14 protein-coding genes are annotated in these 17,003 nt (G+C 64.4%); 7 read left to right on the forward strand and 7 right to left on the reverse strand.

The window, feature by feature from the left end; all coding sequences use genetic code 11:
- Positions 1-277 precede the first annotated feature (277 nt).
- The 3 genes from KMZ29_RS25345 (at position 278) to KMZ29_RS25355 (ending at position 3,763) form a co-directional block, all read left to right on the forward strand.
- Positions 278-1,285, forward strand: coding sequence for a hypothetical protein (locus KMZ29_RS25345; protein ID WP_215621729.1), 1,008 nt, complete (start codon positions 278-280; stop codon positions 1,283-1,285).
- Positions 1,278-2,594 (forward strand): bifunctional folylpolyglutamate synthase/dihydrofolate synthase, encoded by a 1,317-nt coding sequence (locus KMZ29_RS25350; RefSeq protein WP_215621730.1) that lies wholly within the window; start codon positions 1,278-1,280, stop codon positions 2,592-2,594. Before KMZ29_RS25345 ends, KMZ29_RS25350 begins: the two co-directional genes overlap by 8 nt.
- Positions 2,595-2,761: 167 nt before the next feature.
- Positions 2,762-3,763: an NADP-dependent oxidoreductase gene (locus tag KMZ29_RS25355; RefSeq protein ID WP_215621731.1), complete on the forward strand. Its 1,002-nt coding sequence runs from the start codon at positions 2,762-2,764 to the stop codon at positions 3,761-3,763.
- A gap of 188 nt (positions 3,764-3,951) precedes the next feature.
- On the opposite strand, the gene KMZ29_RS25360 is transcribed toward KMZ29_RS25355, so the two are convergent.
- Together KMZ29_RS25360 and KMZ29_RS25365 are read right to left on the reverse strand one after the other, a co-directional pair.
- Positions 3,952-7,122 (reverse strand): efflux RND transporter permease subunit, encoded by a 3,171-nt coding sequence (locus KMZ29_RS25360; RefSeq protein ID WP_215621732.1) that lies wholly within the window; start codon positions 7,120-7,122, stop codon positions 3,952-3,954.
- Positions 7,123-7,132: 10 nt separating this feature from the next.
- Positions 7,133-8,248, reverse strand: a complete 1,116-nt coding sequence (locus tag KMZ29_RS25365; protein WP_249779979.1) for an efflux RND transporter periplasmic adaptor subunit — start codon at positions 8,246-8,248, stop codon at positions 7,133-7,135.
- Here KMZ29_RS25365 and KMZ29_RS26830 point away from each other — a divergent pair.
- Both KMZ29_RS26830 and KMZ29_RS25370 read left to right on the forward strand, forming a co-directional pair.
- A complete protein-coding gene (locus KMZ29_RS26830; protein ID WP_249779991.1) occupies positions 8,151-8,549 on the forward strand; it encodes a hypothetical protein in 399 nt (132 codons plus the stop codon). The two genes, KMZ29_RS25365 and KMZ29_RS26830, sit on opposite strands and share 98 nt — an antisense overlap.
- Positions 8,546-9,382 carry a cysteine rich repeat-containing protein gene (locus KMZ29_RS25370; protein WP_215621733.1) on the forward strand — a complete coding sequence of 279 codons (837 nt, stop codon included), beginning with the start codon at positions 8,546-8,548 and terminating at the stop codon, positions 9,380-9,382. Before KMZ29_RS26830 ends, KMZ29_RS25370 begins: the two co-directional genes overlap by 4 nt.
- Before the next feature lie 157 nt (positions 9,383-9,539).
- Here the strand turns inward: KMZ29_RS25370 and KMZ29_RS25375 are convergent, their stop codons facing one another.
- Positions 9,540-10,406 (reverse strand): IclR family transcriptional regulator, encoded by an 867-nt coding sequence (locus KMZ29_RS25375; RefSeq protein ID WP_215621734.1) that lies wholly within the window; start codon positions 10,404-10,406, stop codon positions 9,540-9,542.
- Between the two features lie 134 nt (positions 10,407-10,540).
- Here KMZ29_RS25375 and KMZ29_RS25380 point away from each other — a divergent pair, with 134 nt between their 5' ends.
- Both KMZ29_RS25380 and KMZ29_RS25385 read left to right on the forward strand, forming a co-directional pair.
- Entirely contained in the window at positions 10,541-11,692 is a 1,152-nt protein-coding gene (locus KMZ29_RS25380) for an FAD-dependent monooxygenase (protein ID WP_215621735.1), read from the forward strand.
- The gene (locus KMZ29_RS25385) at positions 11,689-13,317 is read left to right on the forward strand and encodes a benzoate-CoA ligase family protein (RefSeq protein ID WP_215621736.1); all 1,629 of its coding nucleotides are present in this window, start codon (positions 11,689-11,691) and stop codon (positions 13,315-13,317) included. The genes KMZ29_RS25380 and KMZ29_RS25385 overlap by 4 nt, the downstream gene beginning before the upstream one ends.
- 11 nt (positions 13,318-13,328) lie before the next feature.
- Here the strand turns inward: KMZ29_RS25385 and KMZ29_RS25390 are convergent.
- The 4 genes from KMZ29_RS25390 to maiA form a co-directional block, all read right to left on the reverse strand.
- A protein-coding gene (locus KMZ29_RS25390) for an IS630 family transposase (protein ID WP_215620268.1) occupies positions 13,329-14,395 on the reverse strand; the annotation gives its coding sequence in 2 pieces (ribosomal slippage) (positions 13,329-13,906 and positions 13,906-14,395; 1,068 coding nt in all).
- A gap of 263 nt (positions 14,396-14,658) precedes the next feature.
- Complete coding sequence (locus KMZ29_RS25395) at positions 14,659-15,849, reverse strand: 3-hydroxybenzoate 6-monooxygenase (RefSeq protein ID WP_215621737.1); 1,191 nt, start codon at positions 15,847-15,849, stop codon at positions 14,659-14,661.
- Positions 15,849-16,358, reverse strand: coding sequence for a MarR family winged helix-turn-helix transcriptional regulator (locus KMZ29_RS25400; protein ID WP_215603944.1), 510 nt, complete (start codon positions 16,356-16,358; stop codon positions 15,849-15,851). Before KMZ29_RS25400 ends, KMZ29_RS25395 begins: the two co-directional genes overlap by 1 nt.
- On the reverse strand, positions 16,348-16,980 hold the full coding sequence (maiA, locus tag KMZ29_RS25405) for a maleylacetoacetate isomerase (RefSeq protein WP_215621738.1): 633 nt from the start codon (positions 16,978-16,980) through the stop codon (positions 16,348-16,350). The genes KMZ29_RS25400 and maiA overlap by 11 nt, the downstream gene beginning before the upstream one ends.
- Positions 16,981-17,003 lie beyond the last annotated feature (23 nt).

The following is a 17,003-nucleotide window of genomic DNA, read 5'->3' on the forward strand; positions in this document are numbered from 1 at the left end:
GAGAGAGGCCAAAAACCCCTGCAATGTCTGGTGATTTGGCGTTTCACCTACGCCAAAACGGGAGATAGTCAACCAGCCTTGAAGCGCAATTGCGCGCTCGGAATGGCAGTCGATTCATCTTGAAAACCGGTTCAGAAAAATCTTCATCGCCTGAGCGGCGCATACGCAATTAACTTGCTGAAATACGTGCCGTTGCGGCAGGAAATTGCCCCGCGACCTCCGAAATTTCGTTAAAGATAAAGCACCAAAAATGGAATGCCAGATCGCCGGATATTGCATGCGCGACTTGAGGGATTTTCGAGCGGGAAAGCCGGGCTTCTATCCGGACCAGACGCTCTATGCCGCCTATGCCTGCGCCGAATTCGGCCTCGCGTTTGCGGATCTCGACGGCGGAACGGGGCTGGTGTTCAGCGTCAGTTCGTCGACCGGCCGCGTTCATTTCGGCGCCGGGCGCTGCTCATACTATCCGCAGAACAACGCCACCGCATCGACACTGGCGTCGGACAAATACTTCACCAGCCGGATTCTCGAACAGGCCGGCGTCGCGACGCTGGGCGGCGAATATTTCTTCCTTTGGGACCGCCACCGCGCCCATCGCCCCGCGGGGCATGAGCGCGAGGATGCGCTGGCGCATTTCCGGAAACTGGGTGGGTCGGCTTTCGTCAAACCCCTGACCGGTTCGCGCGGCGATTTCGCGCAGGCGGTGCATGACGAGGCCTCGCTGGTGCGATATCTCGGCGAGGTCGCGCCCTATTACGACGCGATCCTGATGCAGCCGGTCGTCGCAGGAACTGAATACAGGGTGTTCCTGCTCGACGACGAGGTGCTGTTTGCGGCGCGCAAATATCCGCCCTCGCTGCTGGGCGACGGCGTCAGCCGCATCCGCGATCTCCTGACCGCGCACAATGACGGCTTGCGATCGCGCGGCCTTTCGCCGGTTGCCCTGACCAGCGATCGCGGCACCGCGCTCGATGCCGTGCTGGCGAAGGACGAGCGCTGGGACATTCCCGGACGCATGAACCTGAGCGCGGGCGGCACGATGCGGATCGAACCGTTGCCTTCCGGACCCGCGCTGACGCTGGCGAAGAAGGCCGTGAGCGCGCTCGGACTGCGCGTCGCCGCCGTCGACCTGTTCACCGATATCGGCGGCGACCCGGGGGCGATGCGGGTGATCGAGGTCAACTCCAACCCGTCGATCCGGCTCTTGGAGCAATCGGAGCGCGGCGACCTGATCCTGAAAATCTGGCATCACACCTTTTCCGCGATGGGACTACTCGGTGTTTGATCTCCCGAAATATGGCGATGGCGTCTGCCTGGCGCGGATGGCCGAGCTGCTCGAGGCACTGGCGATCGACCGCGAGCGGCTCGCACGCGTCTGCGTCGTCGTCACCGGGTCCAACGGCAAGGGCTCCACCGCGGCGCTTTGCGCCGGCATCGGCCGCGCCTATGGCCTGCGCACGGGCTTGTTCACCTCGCCGCACCTCTATCGTTTCAACGAGCGGGTTCAGGTCGATGGCGCTCCGATCGGCGACGGCGATCTGGCGCGGCTGAAACGGCGGATCGAGGCCGCGATCGCCGAGGTCTCACGCCGACGCGGCGAGCAATTCGGCGCCTTCGAAGCGATGTTTGCGCTGGCCTGCCTGCATTTTCAGGAGTGCGAATGCGAGTTTGCCGCCTTCGAGGCCGGCATCGGCGGGCGCTACGATCCGGTGCGTCTGATCGGCGCGCTCGTCGCCTGCGTCACCTCGGTCGATTACGAGCACGTCGAACTGCTCGGCCATTCCCTTGAATTGATCGCCTCCGACAAGAGCGATGCCTGCGCCGCCGGCGGCACCATCGTTTACGGCGAGAATTGCCGGATGCTGCGGCCGCACCTGATCGAATACAACCGCAATCGCAACATTGCTTCGCTGTTCGTCCGCGAGCAGATCGGCATCGACAGCGAAGTCGCATCGGCGTCAGGGCAACGGTTCGATTATCAGTTCGGATATTTCGATTTTCGCCTCGTCGAAATCGGCTTGCTCGGCGCGTTTCAGATCGGTAACGCAGCCATCGCGACCACCCTGTTCCTGCTCTGGCTGCAACGCGCGCACCCCCGCAAGGCTCCCGACCGGATTGAAGCCGCCGTGCGATCCGGCCTTGGCGCGGTGCGCTGGCCCGGCCGCCTCGAAACGATCAAGCAACACCCGCTCACGGTGATCGACGTCGGCCATACCCCAGACGGCGTCAGGCAAGCGCTCGCCGGCCTCAAGGCGATCCACGGCGCGGACGGCTGGATTCTGGTCACCGGCGTTTCCCGCGACAAGAAGGCCGAGGAGATCGCGGGCGCGCTGGCGCCATCCTTCGACACCATCGTCTGCACAGCAGCCCACCACAAGGGCGCGGACGCGGACCACATCGCAAGCGCGGTGCGCGCGGCCAATCCGCAGGCCGCCGTTCACATCGCCGCCACCATCGAGGACGCGGTCGGCATCGGCGAAAAACTCGCCGCCGCGCAAAATCGGCAGATCTACGTCGCCGGCGGGCTGTTCCTAGCGATCGAATACACGGTCGTCGCGCGAGGCGGCCGCGCGGAGGAACTGAAGTTCTTCTGAACAGGGCATCAGCCTCGTCATTGCGAGGAGCGCAGCGACGAAGCAATCCAGCTTCCTTAGCGCAAGGAAAAATGGATTGCTTCGCTGCGCTCGCAATGACGGTGAGTTTGGTCTAGCGTCCGGCACAACGCATCATGTGGGCAACCGCAGGTCAGGAAGGAAACGCCATGAACGACACCGTCAACCGCCAGATCCTGCTGGTCGAAAAACCCACCGGAAAACTCGGCCCCGAGCATTTCAAGCTGTCGAAGGCCGCCATTCCCGAGCCGAGGGATGGCGAAGCGCTGCTGAAGGTGCGCTACATTTCGCTCGATGCCGCCAACCGGGCCTGGATGCATGGCGCGACCTATCGCGCGGCGGTCGAGGCCAACACCGTGATGGCCGGCGGCAGCATCGCCGAAGTGGTGTCGTCGAAGGCGCCGGGGCTTGCGGCCGGCGACATCGTGTTCGGCGATACCGGCTGGCAGGACTACGCCGCGGTGCCGGCAAAGCATCTGTCGAAGATGCCGAAGATGGAGCCGATGACGCACCTGCTCAGCGTCTACGGCATCGCCGGGCTGACCGCCTATTTCGGGCTGCTCGACATCGGCAAGCCGAAGGCCGGCGAGACGGTGGTGGTTTCGGCGGCGGCGGGCTCGGTCGGCTCGATCGTCGGCCAGATTGCGAAGATCAAGGGCTGCCGCGTCGTCGGCATCGCCGGCGGCAAGGACAAATGCGACTGGCTGGTCAACGACCTCGGCTTCGATGCCGCGGTCGACTACAAGGACGGCGCAGTGTTCAAGGCGTTGCGGGCGGCCGCACCAAAGGGCATCGATGTCTATTTCGACAATGTCGGCGGCGACATTCTCGAAGCCTGCATCGCGCTGATGAACAATCGCGGCCGCATCGCCTGCTGCGGCGCCATCTCGCAATATGACGGCGTACCGTCGGCGCACGGCCCGCGCGGCGTGCCCGGCCTGATCGTGGTAAAGCGGCTCATCATGCAGGGCTTTATTGTGATGGACTATATGGAGCAGCGGGATCAGGCGCTGAAGGACCTGCAGTCCTGGGTCGCGTCAGGCAAGCTGAAGGTCCGGGAGGACGTCATCAACGGTCTCGAGAATACGCCGAAGGCGCTGATCGGACTATTGGCCGGCGAGAACCGCGGCAAGCGTATGGTGAAGGTGTAGGCCGGACTCTATCAGTTGTCGTCCCGGCGCACGCCGGGACCCATACTCCGCGGCGGATGTGATGTGGAAAGCCGGCTGACATTCTGCGCAAAGGAGAGGACACGGCGTATGGGTCCCGGATCAGCGCTCGCTATGCTCGCTTGTCCGGGACGACGGAGATCTTGAATGCCCGGGCATGACGAGCAAGCCTAATGCGTCCCGCGCGGCGTCGGCGCAACCGGCTGCGGCGCCGGCGCCTCGCTCTTCCGTCCCGCCAGCCAGTTCTCGAACCGCTGCACCACGACGAAGAAGGTCGGGACGAACAGCACGGCGAGGCAGGTCGAGGCGATCATGCCCGAGAACACGGTGATGCCGATCGACTTGCGGGCGCTGGCGCCTGCGCCGGTCGCCAGCACCAGCGGCACCACGCCGAGGATGAAGGCGAACGAGGTCATCAGGATCGGGCGGAACCGGGCCCGCGCCGCCTCGATCGCGGATTCCATCAGCGGCTTGCGGTCGCGCACGTGCAGCTCCAGCGCCACTTCCACGATCAGGATGGCGTTTTTCGCCGACAGCGCGATCAGCAGGATGATTCCGATCTGGGTGTAGAGGTTGTTCTCGATCCGTAACGCCGTGAGCACCGACATCGGGCCGAGCAGCGACAGCGGCACGGCGAGGATCACCGAGATCGGCGCGTACCAGCTTTCATATTGCCCGGCCAGCACCAGGTAAACGAGCAGCAGGGCGAGGCCGAACGCGAAGTAGATCTGGCCGCCGACGACCTTCTCCTGATACGACATCGCCGTCCATTCATAGCCGGTCCCCGCCGGCAGGGTCTTGGCGGCGATCTCTTCCATCAGCGCCATCGACTGGCCGGAGCTGTAGCCGGTGGCCGGCAGGCCAATCACCGTCGCGGACGGATAGAGATTGTACAGGCTGATCAGCGAAGGGCCGACCGCCGGCGTGATCTTCGCCACCGTGCCGAGCGGAATCATGTCGCCCTGGCTGTTGCGCACCATCAGCTTCTCGATATCCCGCGGCGTCAGGCGGAATTGCGCATCCGCCTGGGCGTAGACCTGGAAGGTGCGCCCGAACTTGTTGAACTGGTTGACGTAGGTCGAACCCATATAGGAGGACAGGGTCGAGAAGATCTGGTCGGTGGTGACATGCAGGGTCTGCGTCTTGATCCGGTCCACCTCGACGTCGAACTGCGGCACCATCGAACGGAACGACGAACTGACGCGCTGCAGCGCGCTTTGCGTCTGCGCGTTGGAGACGATCGCGCCGGCGATCGCCTGCAGCTTGCCGAAATCGGCATTGCCGTCACGCAGCTGGACCTGCATGGCGAAGCCCGCGGCGTTGCCGATGCCCTGTATCGGCGGCGGCGGGATCACCAGAATCCGCGCCTCCTGGATCACGGACAGCTTCTCGTTCAAGCCGACGAACAGCGACCGCAGATCCTCGCCCGGGCCGCGCGCGCTCCATTCCTTCAGGACCAGGTAGGCGACGCCGGCATTGGCGAGGCTCGAGGAATTGTCGAGCGCCGATATGCCGGCGATGCCGATCACCTGTTCGACGCCCGGCGACTTGCCGGCCAGCTCGCTGACCTGATGGAGCACGCGCTGGGTACGGTCGAGGGCGGCGCCATCGGGCAACTGCACCGCGACGAGCAGGTAGCCCTGATCCTCGGTCGGAATGAAACCCGTCGGCACCCGCGACAGGCCGTAACCGGCGATGCCGATCAGGATCAGCGCCGATATGACCGACAGATTGCTGTGCGCGACCAGGCGGCCGATCAGCCCGGCGTACCCCCTCTCAAGGCGGTCGTAGACGGCGTTGAAGCCGCGATAGAAGAAGTTGCGCTGTTCCGGCGGCACCGGCCGGCGCAACCACAGCGCACATTGCGTTGGCTTCAACGTTGCGGCGTTGACGGCACTGAGCAGCGCGGTCGCGGCGATCACCAGCGCGAATTGCGCGTACATCCGTCCCGTCAGCCCCGGCAGGAACGCCGCCGGCAGGAACACCGAGATCAGCACCAGCGTGATGCCGACGATCGGCGCGAACAGCGCATCCATCGCCTTGATCGCCGCGTCATGGCCCGACATGCCCTGCTCGATATTGTGCGCGGCGCCCTCGACCACGACGATGGCGTCGTCCACCACGATGCCGATCGCGAGCACGATCGCAAACAGGGTCGAGATGTTGACGGTGAAGCCGAGCGCCGCCATCGCGGCGAAGGCGCCGATGATCGTCACCGGCACGGTGGTGGCAGGGACCAGCATCGCCCGCCAGTCCTGCAGAAAGATCAGGATCACGATCAGGACCAGGAAGCCGGCCTCGATCAGGGTCTTGTAGACTTCCTTGATCGATTCCGAGACGAATTTGGTGGTGTCGAACGGCGTGTCGTATTTGATGTCCTGCGGAAACCCCTTCGCCAGCGCCGCCATCTTGGCCTCGACCGCCTTCTCGACCTCGAGCGCATTGGCCCCCGGCGACTGGAATACGCCGATGCCGGTGGAGGGCTTGTTGTTGAGCGAGAATATCTGGCTGTAGGTCTGCGCGCCCAGTTCGACCCAGCCGACGTCGCGCACGCGGGTGACGTCGCCACTGCTGCCGGTCTTGACGATGATGTTCTCGAACTGGCTCTTGTCGTCGAGGCGTCCGTTGACGTTGAGCGTGTACTGGAACGCCTGCCCGGCCGGCGTCGGCGGCGCGCCGACCTGGCCCGCGGTCACCTGCTGGCTCTGCTGCTGGATCGAGGAAATGACGTCCTGCGGCATCAGCCCGCGGACCTGCAGCTTGTTCGGGTCGAGCCAGACCCGCATCGAATACTGGCCGGCGCCGAACACCGTGACGTTGCCCACGCCCGGCAGTCGCGACAGTTCGTCCCGGATGTTGATGGTGGCGTAATTGGAGAGGAAAAGGCTGTCATAGGTCGCGTTCGGCGAAGTCAGCGTCACGAACAGCAGGATCGCCGTCGACCTCTTCTGCACGGTGACGCCCTGGTTCTGGACCGACTGCGGCAGTTGCGACAGCGCGCTCGACACCCGGTTCTGTACCAGCACCTGCGCAAAATTGAGATCGGTGCCGATCTTGAACGTCACCGTCAGCGAGTAGGTGCCGTCGGCGCCGCTGTAGGACTGCATGTAAAGCATGTCCTCGACGCCGTTGACCTGCTGCTCGATCGGCAGCGCCACGGTGTCGATCACGGTCTTGGCGCTGGCGCCGGGATAGCGGGTGGTGACCTGCACCGTCGGCGGCACCACGTCGGGATATTGCGCGACCGCGAGGCTGAACAGCGCCACCCCGCCGATCAGGATCATCAGGATCGCGATGACGTTGGAAAGAACCGGCCGCTCGATGAAAAATTTCGAAATCATGGGCCCGGTCCTATTTGGCCGACGCCGGCGACGCTTCGATCTTCTGCAGCTGCGGGTCGACCTTCTGGCCGGGGATCGCGCGCAACAGCCCTGCGATGACGACGCGATCATCGGGCTTCAGGCCGTTTTCGATCACGCGCAGCTCACCATCCAGCGGTCCGGCCTGCACCTTGCGCTGCTCGACGACATTATCCTTGTTCACCACCAGCACGTAGCGTCCGGCCTGATCGCTGCCGAGCGCCGCGTCGGGCACCAGCAATGCGTTCTGCTGCTGATCGAGAGGCACGCGAATCCGGACGAAAGAGCCGGGCAGCAATGCCCGGTCGGAATTCGGCAGCACGCCGCGCACCGCCAGCGTACCGGTCGACTGGTTGATGGTCGGCGCGGCGTAATCGAGCTTGCCCTTGTGCGGATAGCCGTCTTCGGTCTGCAGCCCGACCTCGATCGGCAATTGCCGGAGATCGTTCACCGTCATGCCCCGCCGGCGCGCTTCCTCGCGAATCCGCAGCACGTCCTGTTCGTTGACGCTGAAATTCACGTAGATCGGATCGAGCGCGACGATAGTCGCCAATTGCGTCGGCGACGACGCGCCGACGAGTTCGCCGACCGAGATGAGATGCGCGCTGACGACGCCGTCGAACGGCGCCGTAACGGTGGTGTAGCCGTAATTGACCTGCGCGATCCTGGTGTTGACCTGGGCCTGCGCGAGGTTGGCCTGCGCGTTGTCGCGGGACGACGTCGAGGTGTCGAGCGTGGCCTGCGAGACGACTTGCCGCGAGACCAGTTCGGACTGGCGCTTGAAATCGGATTCCGCTTGTTTCAGCGACGCCTGCGCGCCGGCCTCGGCCGCCTGCGCCTGTTCGAGCTTGAGCTTGTAGGTCTCGGGCTCGATCGTGAACAGCGTGGTGCCCTGCTTGACGAAGTTGCCGTCCTGGTAATCGATCGATTGCAGAAATCCCTGCACCCGCGCGACCAGATCGACGCTCTTGATCGGAGCGGTGTTGCCGGTGGCTTCGAGAAAACGCGTGATGCTTCGCAGCGCCGGCACGCCGACATCCACCTTCGGCGGCGGCGGCGGCACGAAACTATTTTGTTCGCAGGCACTTAATGTAACGAGCGCGAACAGCGCGAAAGCAGCACGGCAAGCGCCGGTGACTCTTTGCCGAACACTGCCGTTCGGACCGCTGCAGGCTGGCGAACGCGCAGGCATCATTCGCGGACCCCAATTTGTTCTTATTCCGAAAAGGTTTTGGTTCGGAAGCAGGCCATCCATGAATAGCAACAATCCTCTTGCGGTAAAACCTGAAACCGAAAATGATAATGCTGCGTTCGAAATTTTCTCTGTCACCCTTTTGTCACCCCTCTACTGGATTTCGCTTCGATTGCAGCGGCGGCTCGAGCGACACGATAAGGATTTCTTCAAATGATCAACACGTTAAAACATTGGGCAGTGATGGCAACCGCCATGTTCATGGTGGTGACGACGGCGTTTTCGCAAGCACCGACTGATGCACAACGCAGCGCCATCCGGTCCGAATGCCGCGCCGATTATCAGGCGCATTGCGCCAGCGTGCCGCCGGGCGGCGAAGCGTCGCTGCAATGTCTGCAGAAGAACATGTCGAGCCTTTCGTCGGGCTGCGCGGGCGCGGTGCGCGCGGTGGGACCTGCCGCAGCGCCGAAGGCCGAATCCGCGCCGGCCGCGGCACCCAAGGCCGAGCCCGCTCCGGCTGCTGCACCGGCGAAGCCCGCTGCAGCGACCGCGGCGCCAGCGGCGGCGCCGGCCGCTGCTCCCAAGGCGGCGACGGGCGCACCGGCGAAACAGCCTGATGATGCGCAGGTTTCCGCGATCCGCAACGCGTGCCGCTCCGATTATCAAAAGGTTTGCGCCGGGGTACCGACCGGCGGTTCTGCGGCGCTGCAATGCCTGGAGAAGAACAAGGCGAAGACGTCGGGCGGCTGCCAGCAGGCCCTCAACGCCGTCAGCGGCGGCACGGCCGCGCCTGCCGCAGGCGTCGCTACCGCAACTGCCAGTCCGGGAGCGGCGCCCGCCGCGGCTGCGCCCGCGCCGGCCTTGAGGCTGCGGCCGATGCTGCCGCGCGAGGAGTTGTTCGTGTTGAGGTCGGCTTGCAGCGGCGACGTTCGCGGGCTCTGCGGCGGCGTAGCGCCCGGCGGCGGCCGCATCATGCAATGCCTGGCGAACCAGGCCGCCACGATTTCGCCTGCCTGCAAACAGGTGCTGGTGCAGTTCGCCGCGCAATAAGTCGGCGCAGGCAAGCCCGGCGGCCTCGCAGGCCGCCGGTCATTCCCCGCGAAACGCGAGGATGAGCTGGATCAACCGCACCGACTACGAAAAGTACATAACGTACGCTGAATTTCTCCATCGGCCGATAACGCCGACGTCAGCAGGACCGCCCGGTTCAGCGTGATGCTGCGGAACCCGGCGAGTTCTGGCTCGTCGTCCAGCGACCGCCGATCTTTTCCGTCAAAGTGCGGCAGACCTGCATCAGCCTTTCGACCACGGCCTGGTCATGCCGGCGGTCGAAGGCGGACGTCGCGATCACGGTGACGACGAGCGCGGCACGTGCCTGGATATCGAGAATCGGCACCGCGGTGGCCCGCAATCCCGGGATCAGCATCTCGTCGACGGATGCCGACATGGCGCCCCGCACCTTGCTGCGGATGGCGTTCACATCGACGGCGCGCTTGTCGACCGGTTTCTCATCTTCGATCGCGTTGGCCGCTTCTTCGTCATTCATGAAGCTGAGGAAGACGTGTCCGGTGGCCGATCCGAGCAGCGGCAGCACCGATCCAACCGTCAGCGACGTCGTCACCGGCGGGCGGCCGGCGTGCCAGCGCACGATGGTTGGGCCGAGCGGGCCGCGGGCTGCGACCAGCGTGGTGCGTCCGGTCTCGCGCGTGAAGGCTGCGATGGCTGGATCGGCGTCCGCGAAGACGTCGGTGCGCGCGAGAGCCGCAAGGCCGATCTGGATCGCCTGCGGGCCGAGGTCGTAGCGGCCCGATGAGGCGTCCTGATGCGCCATGCCGGAGGCGATCAGGCTCGCGAGATAGCGATGGGTCTGGGAAGCGGACAGGCCCGAGCGCTTCGCCACGACGCCGAGCGTGGCCGATTCCGGCTCGGCCGCCAGCGCGGCCAGCACGCGGAAACCGATATTGACCGACTGAATGCCGCGCCGGGGGGACGGCGTCGCATCGGACTCTCCGTCGATGCGCAGGCCCTTCAGCGCTTTGCTGGTCGTTACCGGGCGAGGCTTCTTGGTGCGCATGGCGGGTCACGATCGAAGTTCAGGGACGGGAACCTACGCAGTGGCGGCCGGATTTGACCATCGGTCCCGTCGATACGGACTATTGCATATTTGGCAATGAATTGTACAATGTAAAAAAAACGATGGAGGAGCATGTGCGTATCGCCGTGATCGGCGGGGGCCCCGGAGGTCTCTATTTCTCGTACCTCTGGAAGAAGCGCCACCCGGACGCCCAGATCGATCTGTTCGAGCAGAATCCGGCCGGCGCCACCTGGGGCTTCGGCGTGGTGTTCTCCGAGCAGGCGCTCGAATTCCTGCGCGCCGACGATCCCGACACTGTCGACGCGATCGCGCCGCGGATGGAGAGCTGGAAGAACATCACCCTGAATTTGCGCAGCGAAAGCGTCGAGATCGACGGCGTCGGATTCTCCTCGATCGGCCGGCTCGAGCTTTTGACCATCCTGCAGCAGCGCGCCCATGCCGTCGGCGTTACGCCGCAATATGAAACGCTGCTGCAGTCGCTGGATCAATTGACCGGCTACGACCTGATCGTCGCGGCCGACGGCCTGAACTCGCTGGTGCGCCGCGGCTTCGAAGGCGACTTCGGCACTTCATTGTCCTATTCCACCAACAAGTTCGCCTGGTACGGCACGACCAAGCGCTTCGAGACGCTGTCGCAGACCTTCGTGAAGACCGACCTCGGCACCTTCAACGCCCATCACTACCGCTACTCGCCTGACATGAGCACGTTCCTGGTCGAGTGCGATGCCGCGACCTGGCAGCGCTATGGTTTCGCCGACAAGACGATCGAACAATCGCAGGCGATCTGCGAGCAGGTCTTCGCCGCCACGCTCGGCGGACACAGGCTGGTGTCGAACAAATCGGTGTGGCGCAACTTCCCATGGATCTGGAACGAACGCTGGTCGTTCAGAAACATGGTGTTGATCGGCGATGCCCTGCATACGGCGCATTTCTCGATCGGATCTGGCACCCGGCTCGCGATCGAGGATGCGATTGCGCTGGTCAAGGCGCTGGAGGCCGAGCACGATGTGTCCGCGGCGCTCAACCGCTACCAGGCCGACCGCAAGCCGATCGTGCATAAGCTGGTGAAGGCGGCGCGGACCAGCGCCGACTGGTACGAAAACTTTCCCGAACATATGAAGCTCGATCTGATGGATTTTGGTTACAGCTACATCACCCGCTCCGGCCGCATCGACGATATCCGGCTGCGCGCGATGTCGCCGGCCTTCATGGCGCGCTACGAGGCGTCGAAGCGGCCGTTGCAGCAGGGCGGGAGCCGGACATGACGCGGCCGGATCGCACGCTGGAGATCGCCGACGGCGTGCCGTCCGACAGCCCCGGTGCGCGCGAAATCGGCTTTGCGATTCCGCAAATCTACAATGCGAGCCGCATCCTGTTCGACAATCTCGGCAAGGGCCGCGGCGACCGGCCGGCGCTGATCGGCCCGGGCGGATCGCGCAGCTATGCCGAGCTCTGCGCTGAAGCCTGCCGCTGGGGCCACGGCTTCATCTCGCTCGGACTGAAGCGCGGCGACCGCGTCCTGATGTTCCTCGACGATACGCCGGCCTATCCGGCGGCGTTCTTCGGCGCGGTGCGCGCCGGTTTCGTGCCGCTGCTGATCAACACGCTGACGCCGCCGGACCTGCTGCAATTCTATCTCGCCGATTCCGGCGCCGCGGTTGCCGTCACCGACGCCGAATTTGTTGCGCGCTTCGACGCGCAGGCCTGCAAGGATACACAGCTGCGCACGCTGATCGTGGTCAATGGCGCGGCCGGCGATCATGCAGTACCGGACACGATCATCACCGGGCCGTGGCTGCAGGGATTTTCCACCGAGCTCGCGGAAGCCGGCACCGACCGCAACGAAATGGCGTTCTGGATGTATTCGTCGGGTTCGACCGGACGGCCCAAGGGTATCGTCCACCTGCAGCACGACATGGCCTATAGCGAGGCCGCGTTCGCACGCAATGTGCTAAAGCTTGAAGCCAACGACATCTGTTTCTCGGTGCCGAAGATGTTCTTCGCCTACGGCTTCGGCAACTCCATCACCTTTCCGTTCGCGGCCGGCGCGGCGACGCTGCTGCTGCCGGGCCAGCCGAAGCCGGCGGCGATCTTCGCGGCGATCGAACGGTTCAAGCCTTCCGTCTTCTTCGGCTTGCCGACGCTCTACACTTCCCTGACCAAGGCCGACGGTGCAACCAACACGGATTTCTCCTCGCTGCGGATGGCGCTATCAGCCGCGGAAGTGCTTTCGGCCGAGGTCTTCAATGGCTGGAAGCGGCTGACCGGCCTCGAGATCGTCGAAGGGCTGGGATCGACGGAAGTGCTGCACATCTATCTCAGCAATCGTCCGGAGAAGAAAAAGCTCGGCGCCGCCGGGTTGCGCGTGCCCGGCTATGAGGTCGCGCTCAGGGACAAGGATGGCCGCGAGGTCGGCGACAACGAGGAAGGCATCTTGTGGGTGCGCGGCGATTCCAACACGCCGCTGTACTGGAACCGGCCGGACAAATCGGCCGAAACCATCCGCGACGGCGGGTGGATCTACACCGGCGACCGCTTCGTGCGCGATGCCGACGGCTTCCATTTCTTCCGCGGCCGCGCCGACGACCTCGTCAAGATCTCCGGCCAGTGGGTCTATCCGCTCGAGGTCGAGCTTTGCCTCGCCGAACATCCCGCCGTTCGCGAATGCGCGGTGTTCGCCGCCGAACTGCCCGATCGGCGCATGACCCTGAAGGCGGTGGTGGTGATGAACGACCGCGGCTTCGATGCCGGCAATGTGACGAAGATGCTGCAGGATTTCGTCAAGGCAAAGCTGCTGCCCTACAAATACCCGCGCGAGATCAGCTTCATCGAGGAATTGCCGAAGACCGGCACCGGGAAAATCGACCGGCAGGCGTTGTTGAAGGTGTAATACCAACGGCCTCAAGGAATGACCGTCGCCCAGGTTCTGGATGTGATTGAGGCAACGCGCTCGGGGTCGTCGGCGAAGAAGCGCCAAGCAGCGCAGGATTTGTCGACAATGTCGTCGTAGCTTTCGAACACGGTGATGGCGAGTTTGTTGCCGCGCAGATATTCCCAGACATTCTCGACCGGGTTCAGCTCTGGAGCGTAGGGCGGCAGGCGGACGAGCGTGATGTTGCTTGGAACGGAGAGACGCGCCGCGACGTGATAGCCTGCGCCATCAATGACGAGCGCAGCATGTGCTCCCGGCGCAACACGGCGGCCGATTTCGGCCAGATGCATGGACATGGCATCGGTATCGGCGGCGGGCAGGACGAGCGCCGCCGTAGCTCGGCGTTGCGGACAGACGGCGCCAAAAATGTAAGCCCACTCGTAGCGTTGGTCGCGTGGCGCACGAGGCCGTGTTCCTCGCTTGGCCCAGACGCGGGTCAGCGTCCCTTGCTGGCCGATGCGGGCTTCGTCCTGGAACCAGATTTCGATGGGTTTGTCTTTCGCGCGGTCGGGGAGTTGCGCCGCGACCGTTGCGGCAAAGTTTTTTTAAAGGCCTCCTGGGCTTCTTCGTCGGCCTGCGGATGGCGCGGACGCACCGAGAGCCGGCGGTAGCCGAGCTTCGCCAGCACCTTGCCGACCGAGCGTTCATGCAATGCGACGCCAAAGCGCCGTTGCAACTCGTCGCGCAAATCCACGCGCCGCCAGCGCACTACCCCATGGCGAGCCGGATCGGGCCCGGCCTCAACCAGCTTGGCCAGTTCGGCTTGCTGCTCCGCTGTGAGTTTTGGCGTGGGACCTGGCGTCTTCAAATCGTGCAGGCCGTCCAAGCCCTCAGCGTTGTAGCGATGCACCCAATCCCGCAGGGTCTGGCGATCCATGCCGCAGCTCTCCGCCGCCGACTTGCGATCCATCCCATCGAGCACCATCGCAAGAGCCAACATCCGCCGTGCTGCTGAACCATCCTTCTCCCGGCCCGCCGCCGCACGAAGGTCCTTTGCCGTCAAATCAAGCCGTAGGATCCTAACCGCTCCACCCATCGATGCTGCTCCTCTCAAAAGCAAACATCGAGTCAGAGTTTCTCTGATTTGGGAATCCCAAAATGAGTCAAAAGCCGCGGCCGTTGGTATAAGACTCATACGCTTCAACAAACTCGATGTCGTCCCGGCGAACGCCGGGACCCATACGCCGCGGCTTCTCGTCTTGGAAACAGCTGCCCAACGACTTTCGCACAACATCAACAGTTGTGGCTATGGGTCCCGGCTCTGCGCTTCGCTTGGCCGGGACGACGGATAGTTTTTGTCTATCCACCCAGCCCTGTCCCGCCATAGAGCCACTGGAGATGCCCGTAATAATCCTCCGACGTCTTGGCGCCCATGATGGCGTTGCGGATGCGGGCGTGTTCGCCGGCGGGATGATAGATGTGTTCGCCGATGGCGCGGGATTGCAGCTGGATCCGCGCGGTGCGCGCGAAGCGCTGCGACAGGTAGTGCTTGAGCGCGGCAGCGTGATCGTCCGGATAGGCGTCGAGCATGTGCGACAGGCACACCGCGTCCTCCAGCGCCATGCAGGCGCCTTGGGCGAAATATTGCAGCGTCGGGTGCGCGGCGTCGCCGAGCAGCACGACGCGGCCGTCGATCCAGCGTTCCATCGGATCGCGGTCGCACAGCACCCAGAGCTTCCAGTTCCTGCCGTGACGGATGATGTTTTGCGCCCGCCGATGCACATGCGCAAAGCCCCGCATCACTTCGTCGTGGGATACCGCTTGGCCTGCGACCGGCGCCGGCGCGTGGTTGTGATAGGTGACGACGAGATTGAACACCTTCCAGCCCGACAGCGGGTAATGCACGATGTGGCACTTCGGCCCGGCCCACAGCGTCGCCGCATTCCAGCGCAGGTCTTCCGGCATCTCTTCGGTCGGAATCACCGAGCGGTAGGTGGAATGACCGGATACCCGCGGCAGTCCGTCGGCGGCGACCTGCTTGCGGATGTTGGACCACAGCCCGTCGGCGCCGATCAGCAACGATCCCGTGATGCGTTCGCCGGAGGCGAGATGCGCCGTCACCGAGGAGCCGTCCTGGTCGTAACCCATCACTTCGCTGGAGACGCGCAGCTCGATCAGCGGGTGGTCCTGGCACGCTTTCAGGAACACGCCGTGCAGGTCGCCGCGATGCACGACGCCGTAGGGGTTGCCGAACCGGGTGCGGAAGGCTTCGCCGAGGTCGATATGGGTGATCTCCTCGGCGTTCAGCGCATCCATCAGCCGCAGCTTGTCGATATAAACCGCCATGCCGCGCGCGGCCTCGCCGACGCCGAGATAATCGAAGGCGTGGAAGGCGTTGGGCCCGAGCTGGATGCCGGCGCCGATCTCGCCGAGCGCCGAGGCCTTTTCCATGAGGATCGACGCAATGCCCTTTTGCGCCAGCCCAAGCGCGGCGGCGAGGCCGCCGATGCCGCCGCCCGCGATCAGGACGGGCCGTTTGCTTACCGTCATCAGCCTGCCTTCCCGAGATGTTCGAGCGCGTCTTCGGCGCGCAACGGCACGCGCGAGGCCTCGTTGCTGAGGTCGACCAGTTGGGTCAACAGCGCCAGCAGGGTCTTGCGATCGGCCGGTTTGAGCGGCTGCAGCATCCGCGCCTGCGCCCGATCGACCGACGGCATGATATCGCGCAGCAAGGCCGCGCCTTCCCTGGTCAGGTAAAGCAGCTTTATTCGCTTGTCGCCGGGCGAGGGCTTGCGCTCGATATGGCCCTTGCTCTCCAGCCGCTCGATCACATTGCCGAGCGTGGAGCGGTCGAACGCGATCACGGCGGACAACCGGGTGGCGTCGATGCCGGGATGGGTGTGGATCGCGACCAACGCGGCAAATTGCACCGGCGTCAGGTCGTAGGCCCGGCACTCCTCGACGAAGATCGACACCGCGATCTGCTGCATCCGGCGGAACAGATAGCCGGGCGCATCGTAGACCGCGTCCATCGTCACTGGCGTTGGCTTACTCGGCATCGGGCTGCCTGTCCGGTGCGGCGTCGGTGAACGCCTTCATGGCCTGCGCCGCCGCCTCGGCCCTGAGCAGCCGCGGATAGGCCGAGACGTCGACGCCGAAGCGCCGCGCGTTGAACAGCTGCGGCACCAGGCAGAGATCGGCGATGGTCGGCGTGTCGCCAAAACAGAATGGACCGGGCTCGCTCGCGATCAGCGCTTCGCAAGCGGCAAGGCCCTCGCGGTTGGCCCAGGCCGCCCAGCCCGTCACCTGCTCCTCGGGCAGGCCGAGTTCGCGCAATCGCGCCAGCACTTTCAGATTCTGCACCGGGTGGATATCGCAGGCCACGGCCTGCGCGAAGGCGCGAACCTTGGCGCGGCGCAGCGGATCTTTCGGCAGCAGCGGCGGCTCGGGGTGGGTTTCGTCCAGCCATTCGATGATGGCGAGCGACTGGGTCAGCACCGCGCCCTTGTCGTCCTGTAGCGCCGGGACCAGCCCTTGCGGGTTGAGGGCGAGAAAGGCGGGGTCGCGCTGTTCGCCCTTGCGCAGGTGGTGGGAGAGCTGATCGGCGCGCAGGCCCTTCAGATTCAACGCGATTCTGACCCGGTAGGACGCGCTGCTGCGGAAATAGCCGTGCAGCTTCATTACGAACCTCCCCCTCAAATCTC

The sequence above is a fragment of the Bradyrhizobium sediminis genome (assembly GCF_018736085.1).
GTDB classification, from domain to species: Bacteria; Pseudomonadota; Alphaproteobacteria; order Rhizobiales; family Xanthobacteraceae; genus Bradyrhizobium; species Bradyrhizobium sediminis.

Excerpts from the sequence above, each read along its gene's own strand:
- KMZ29_RS25400 (WP_215603944.1), bottom strand. The coding sequence starts at position 16,358 with ATGCCGAGTAAGCCAACGCCAGTGACGATGGACGCGGTCTACGATGCG.
- KMZ29_RS25355 (WP_215621731.1), top strand. The coding sequence starts at position 2,762 with ATGAACGACACCGTCAACCGCCAGATCCTGCTGGTCGAAAAACCCACC.
- KMZ29_RS25375 (WP_215621734.1), bottom strand. The coding sequence starts at position 10,406 with ATGCGCACCAAGAAGCCTCGCCCGGTAACGACCAGCAAAGCGCTGAAG.
- KMZ29_RS25370 (WP_215621733.1), top strand. The coding sequence starts at position 8,546 with ATGATCAACACGTTAAAACATTGGGCAGTGATGGCAACCGCCATGTTC.
- KMZ29_RS25360 (WP_215621732.1), bottom strand. The coding sequence starts at position 7,122 with ATGATTTCGAAATTTTTCATCGAGCGGCCGGTTCTTTCCAACGTCATC.
- KMZ29_RS26830 (WP_249779991.1), top strand. The coding sequence starts at position 8,151 with ATGCTTCGCAGCGCCGGCACGCCGACATCCACCTTCGGCGGCGGCGGC.
- KMZ29_RS25385 (WP_215621736.1), top strand. The coding sequence starts at position 11,689 with ATGACGCGGCCGGATCGCACGCTGGAGATCGCCGACGGCGTGCCGTCC.
- KMZ29_RS25345 (WP_215621729.1), top strand. The coding sequence starts at position 278 with ATGCGCGACTTGAGGGATTTTCGAGCGGGAAAGCCGGGCTTCTATCCG.
- maiA (WP_215621738.1), bottom strand. The coding sequence starts at position 16,980 with ATGAAGCTGCACGGCTATTTCCGCAGCAGCGCGTCCTACCGGGTCAGA.
- KMZ29_RS25395 (WP_215621737.1), bottom strand. The coding sequence starts at position 15,849 with ATGACGGTAAGCAAACGGCCCGTCCTGATCGCGGGCGGCGGCATCGGC.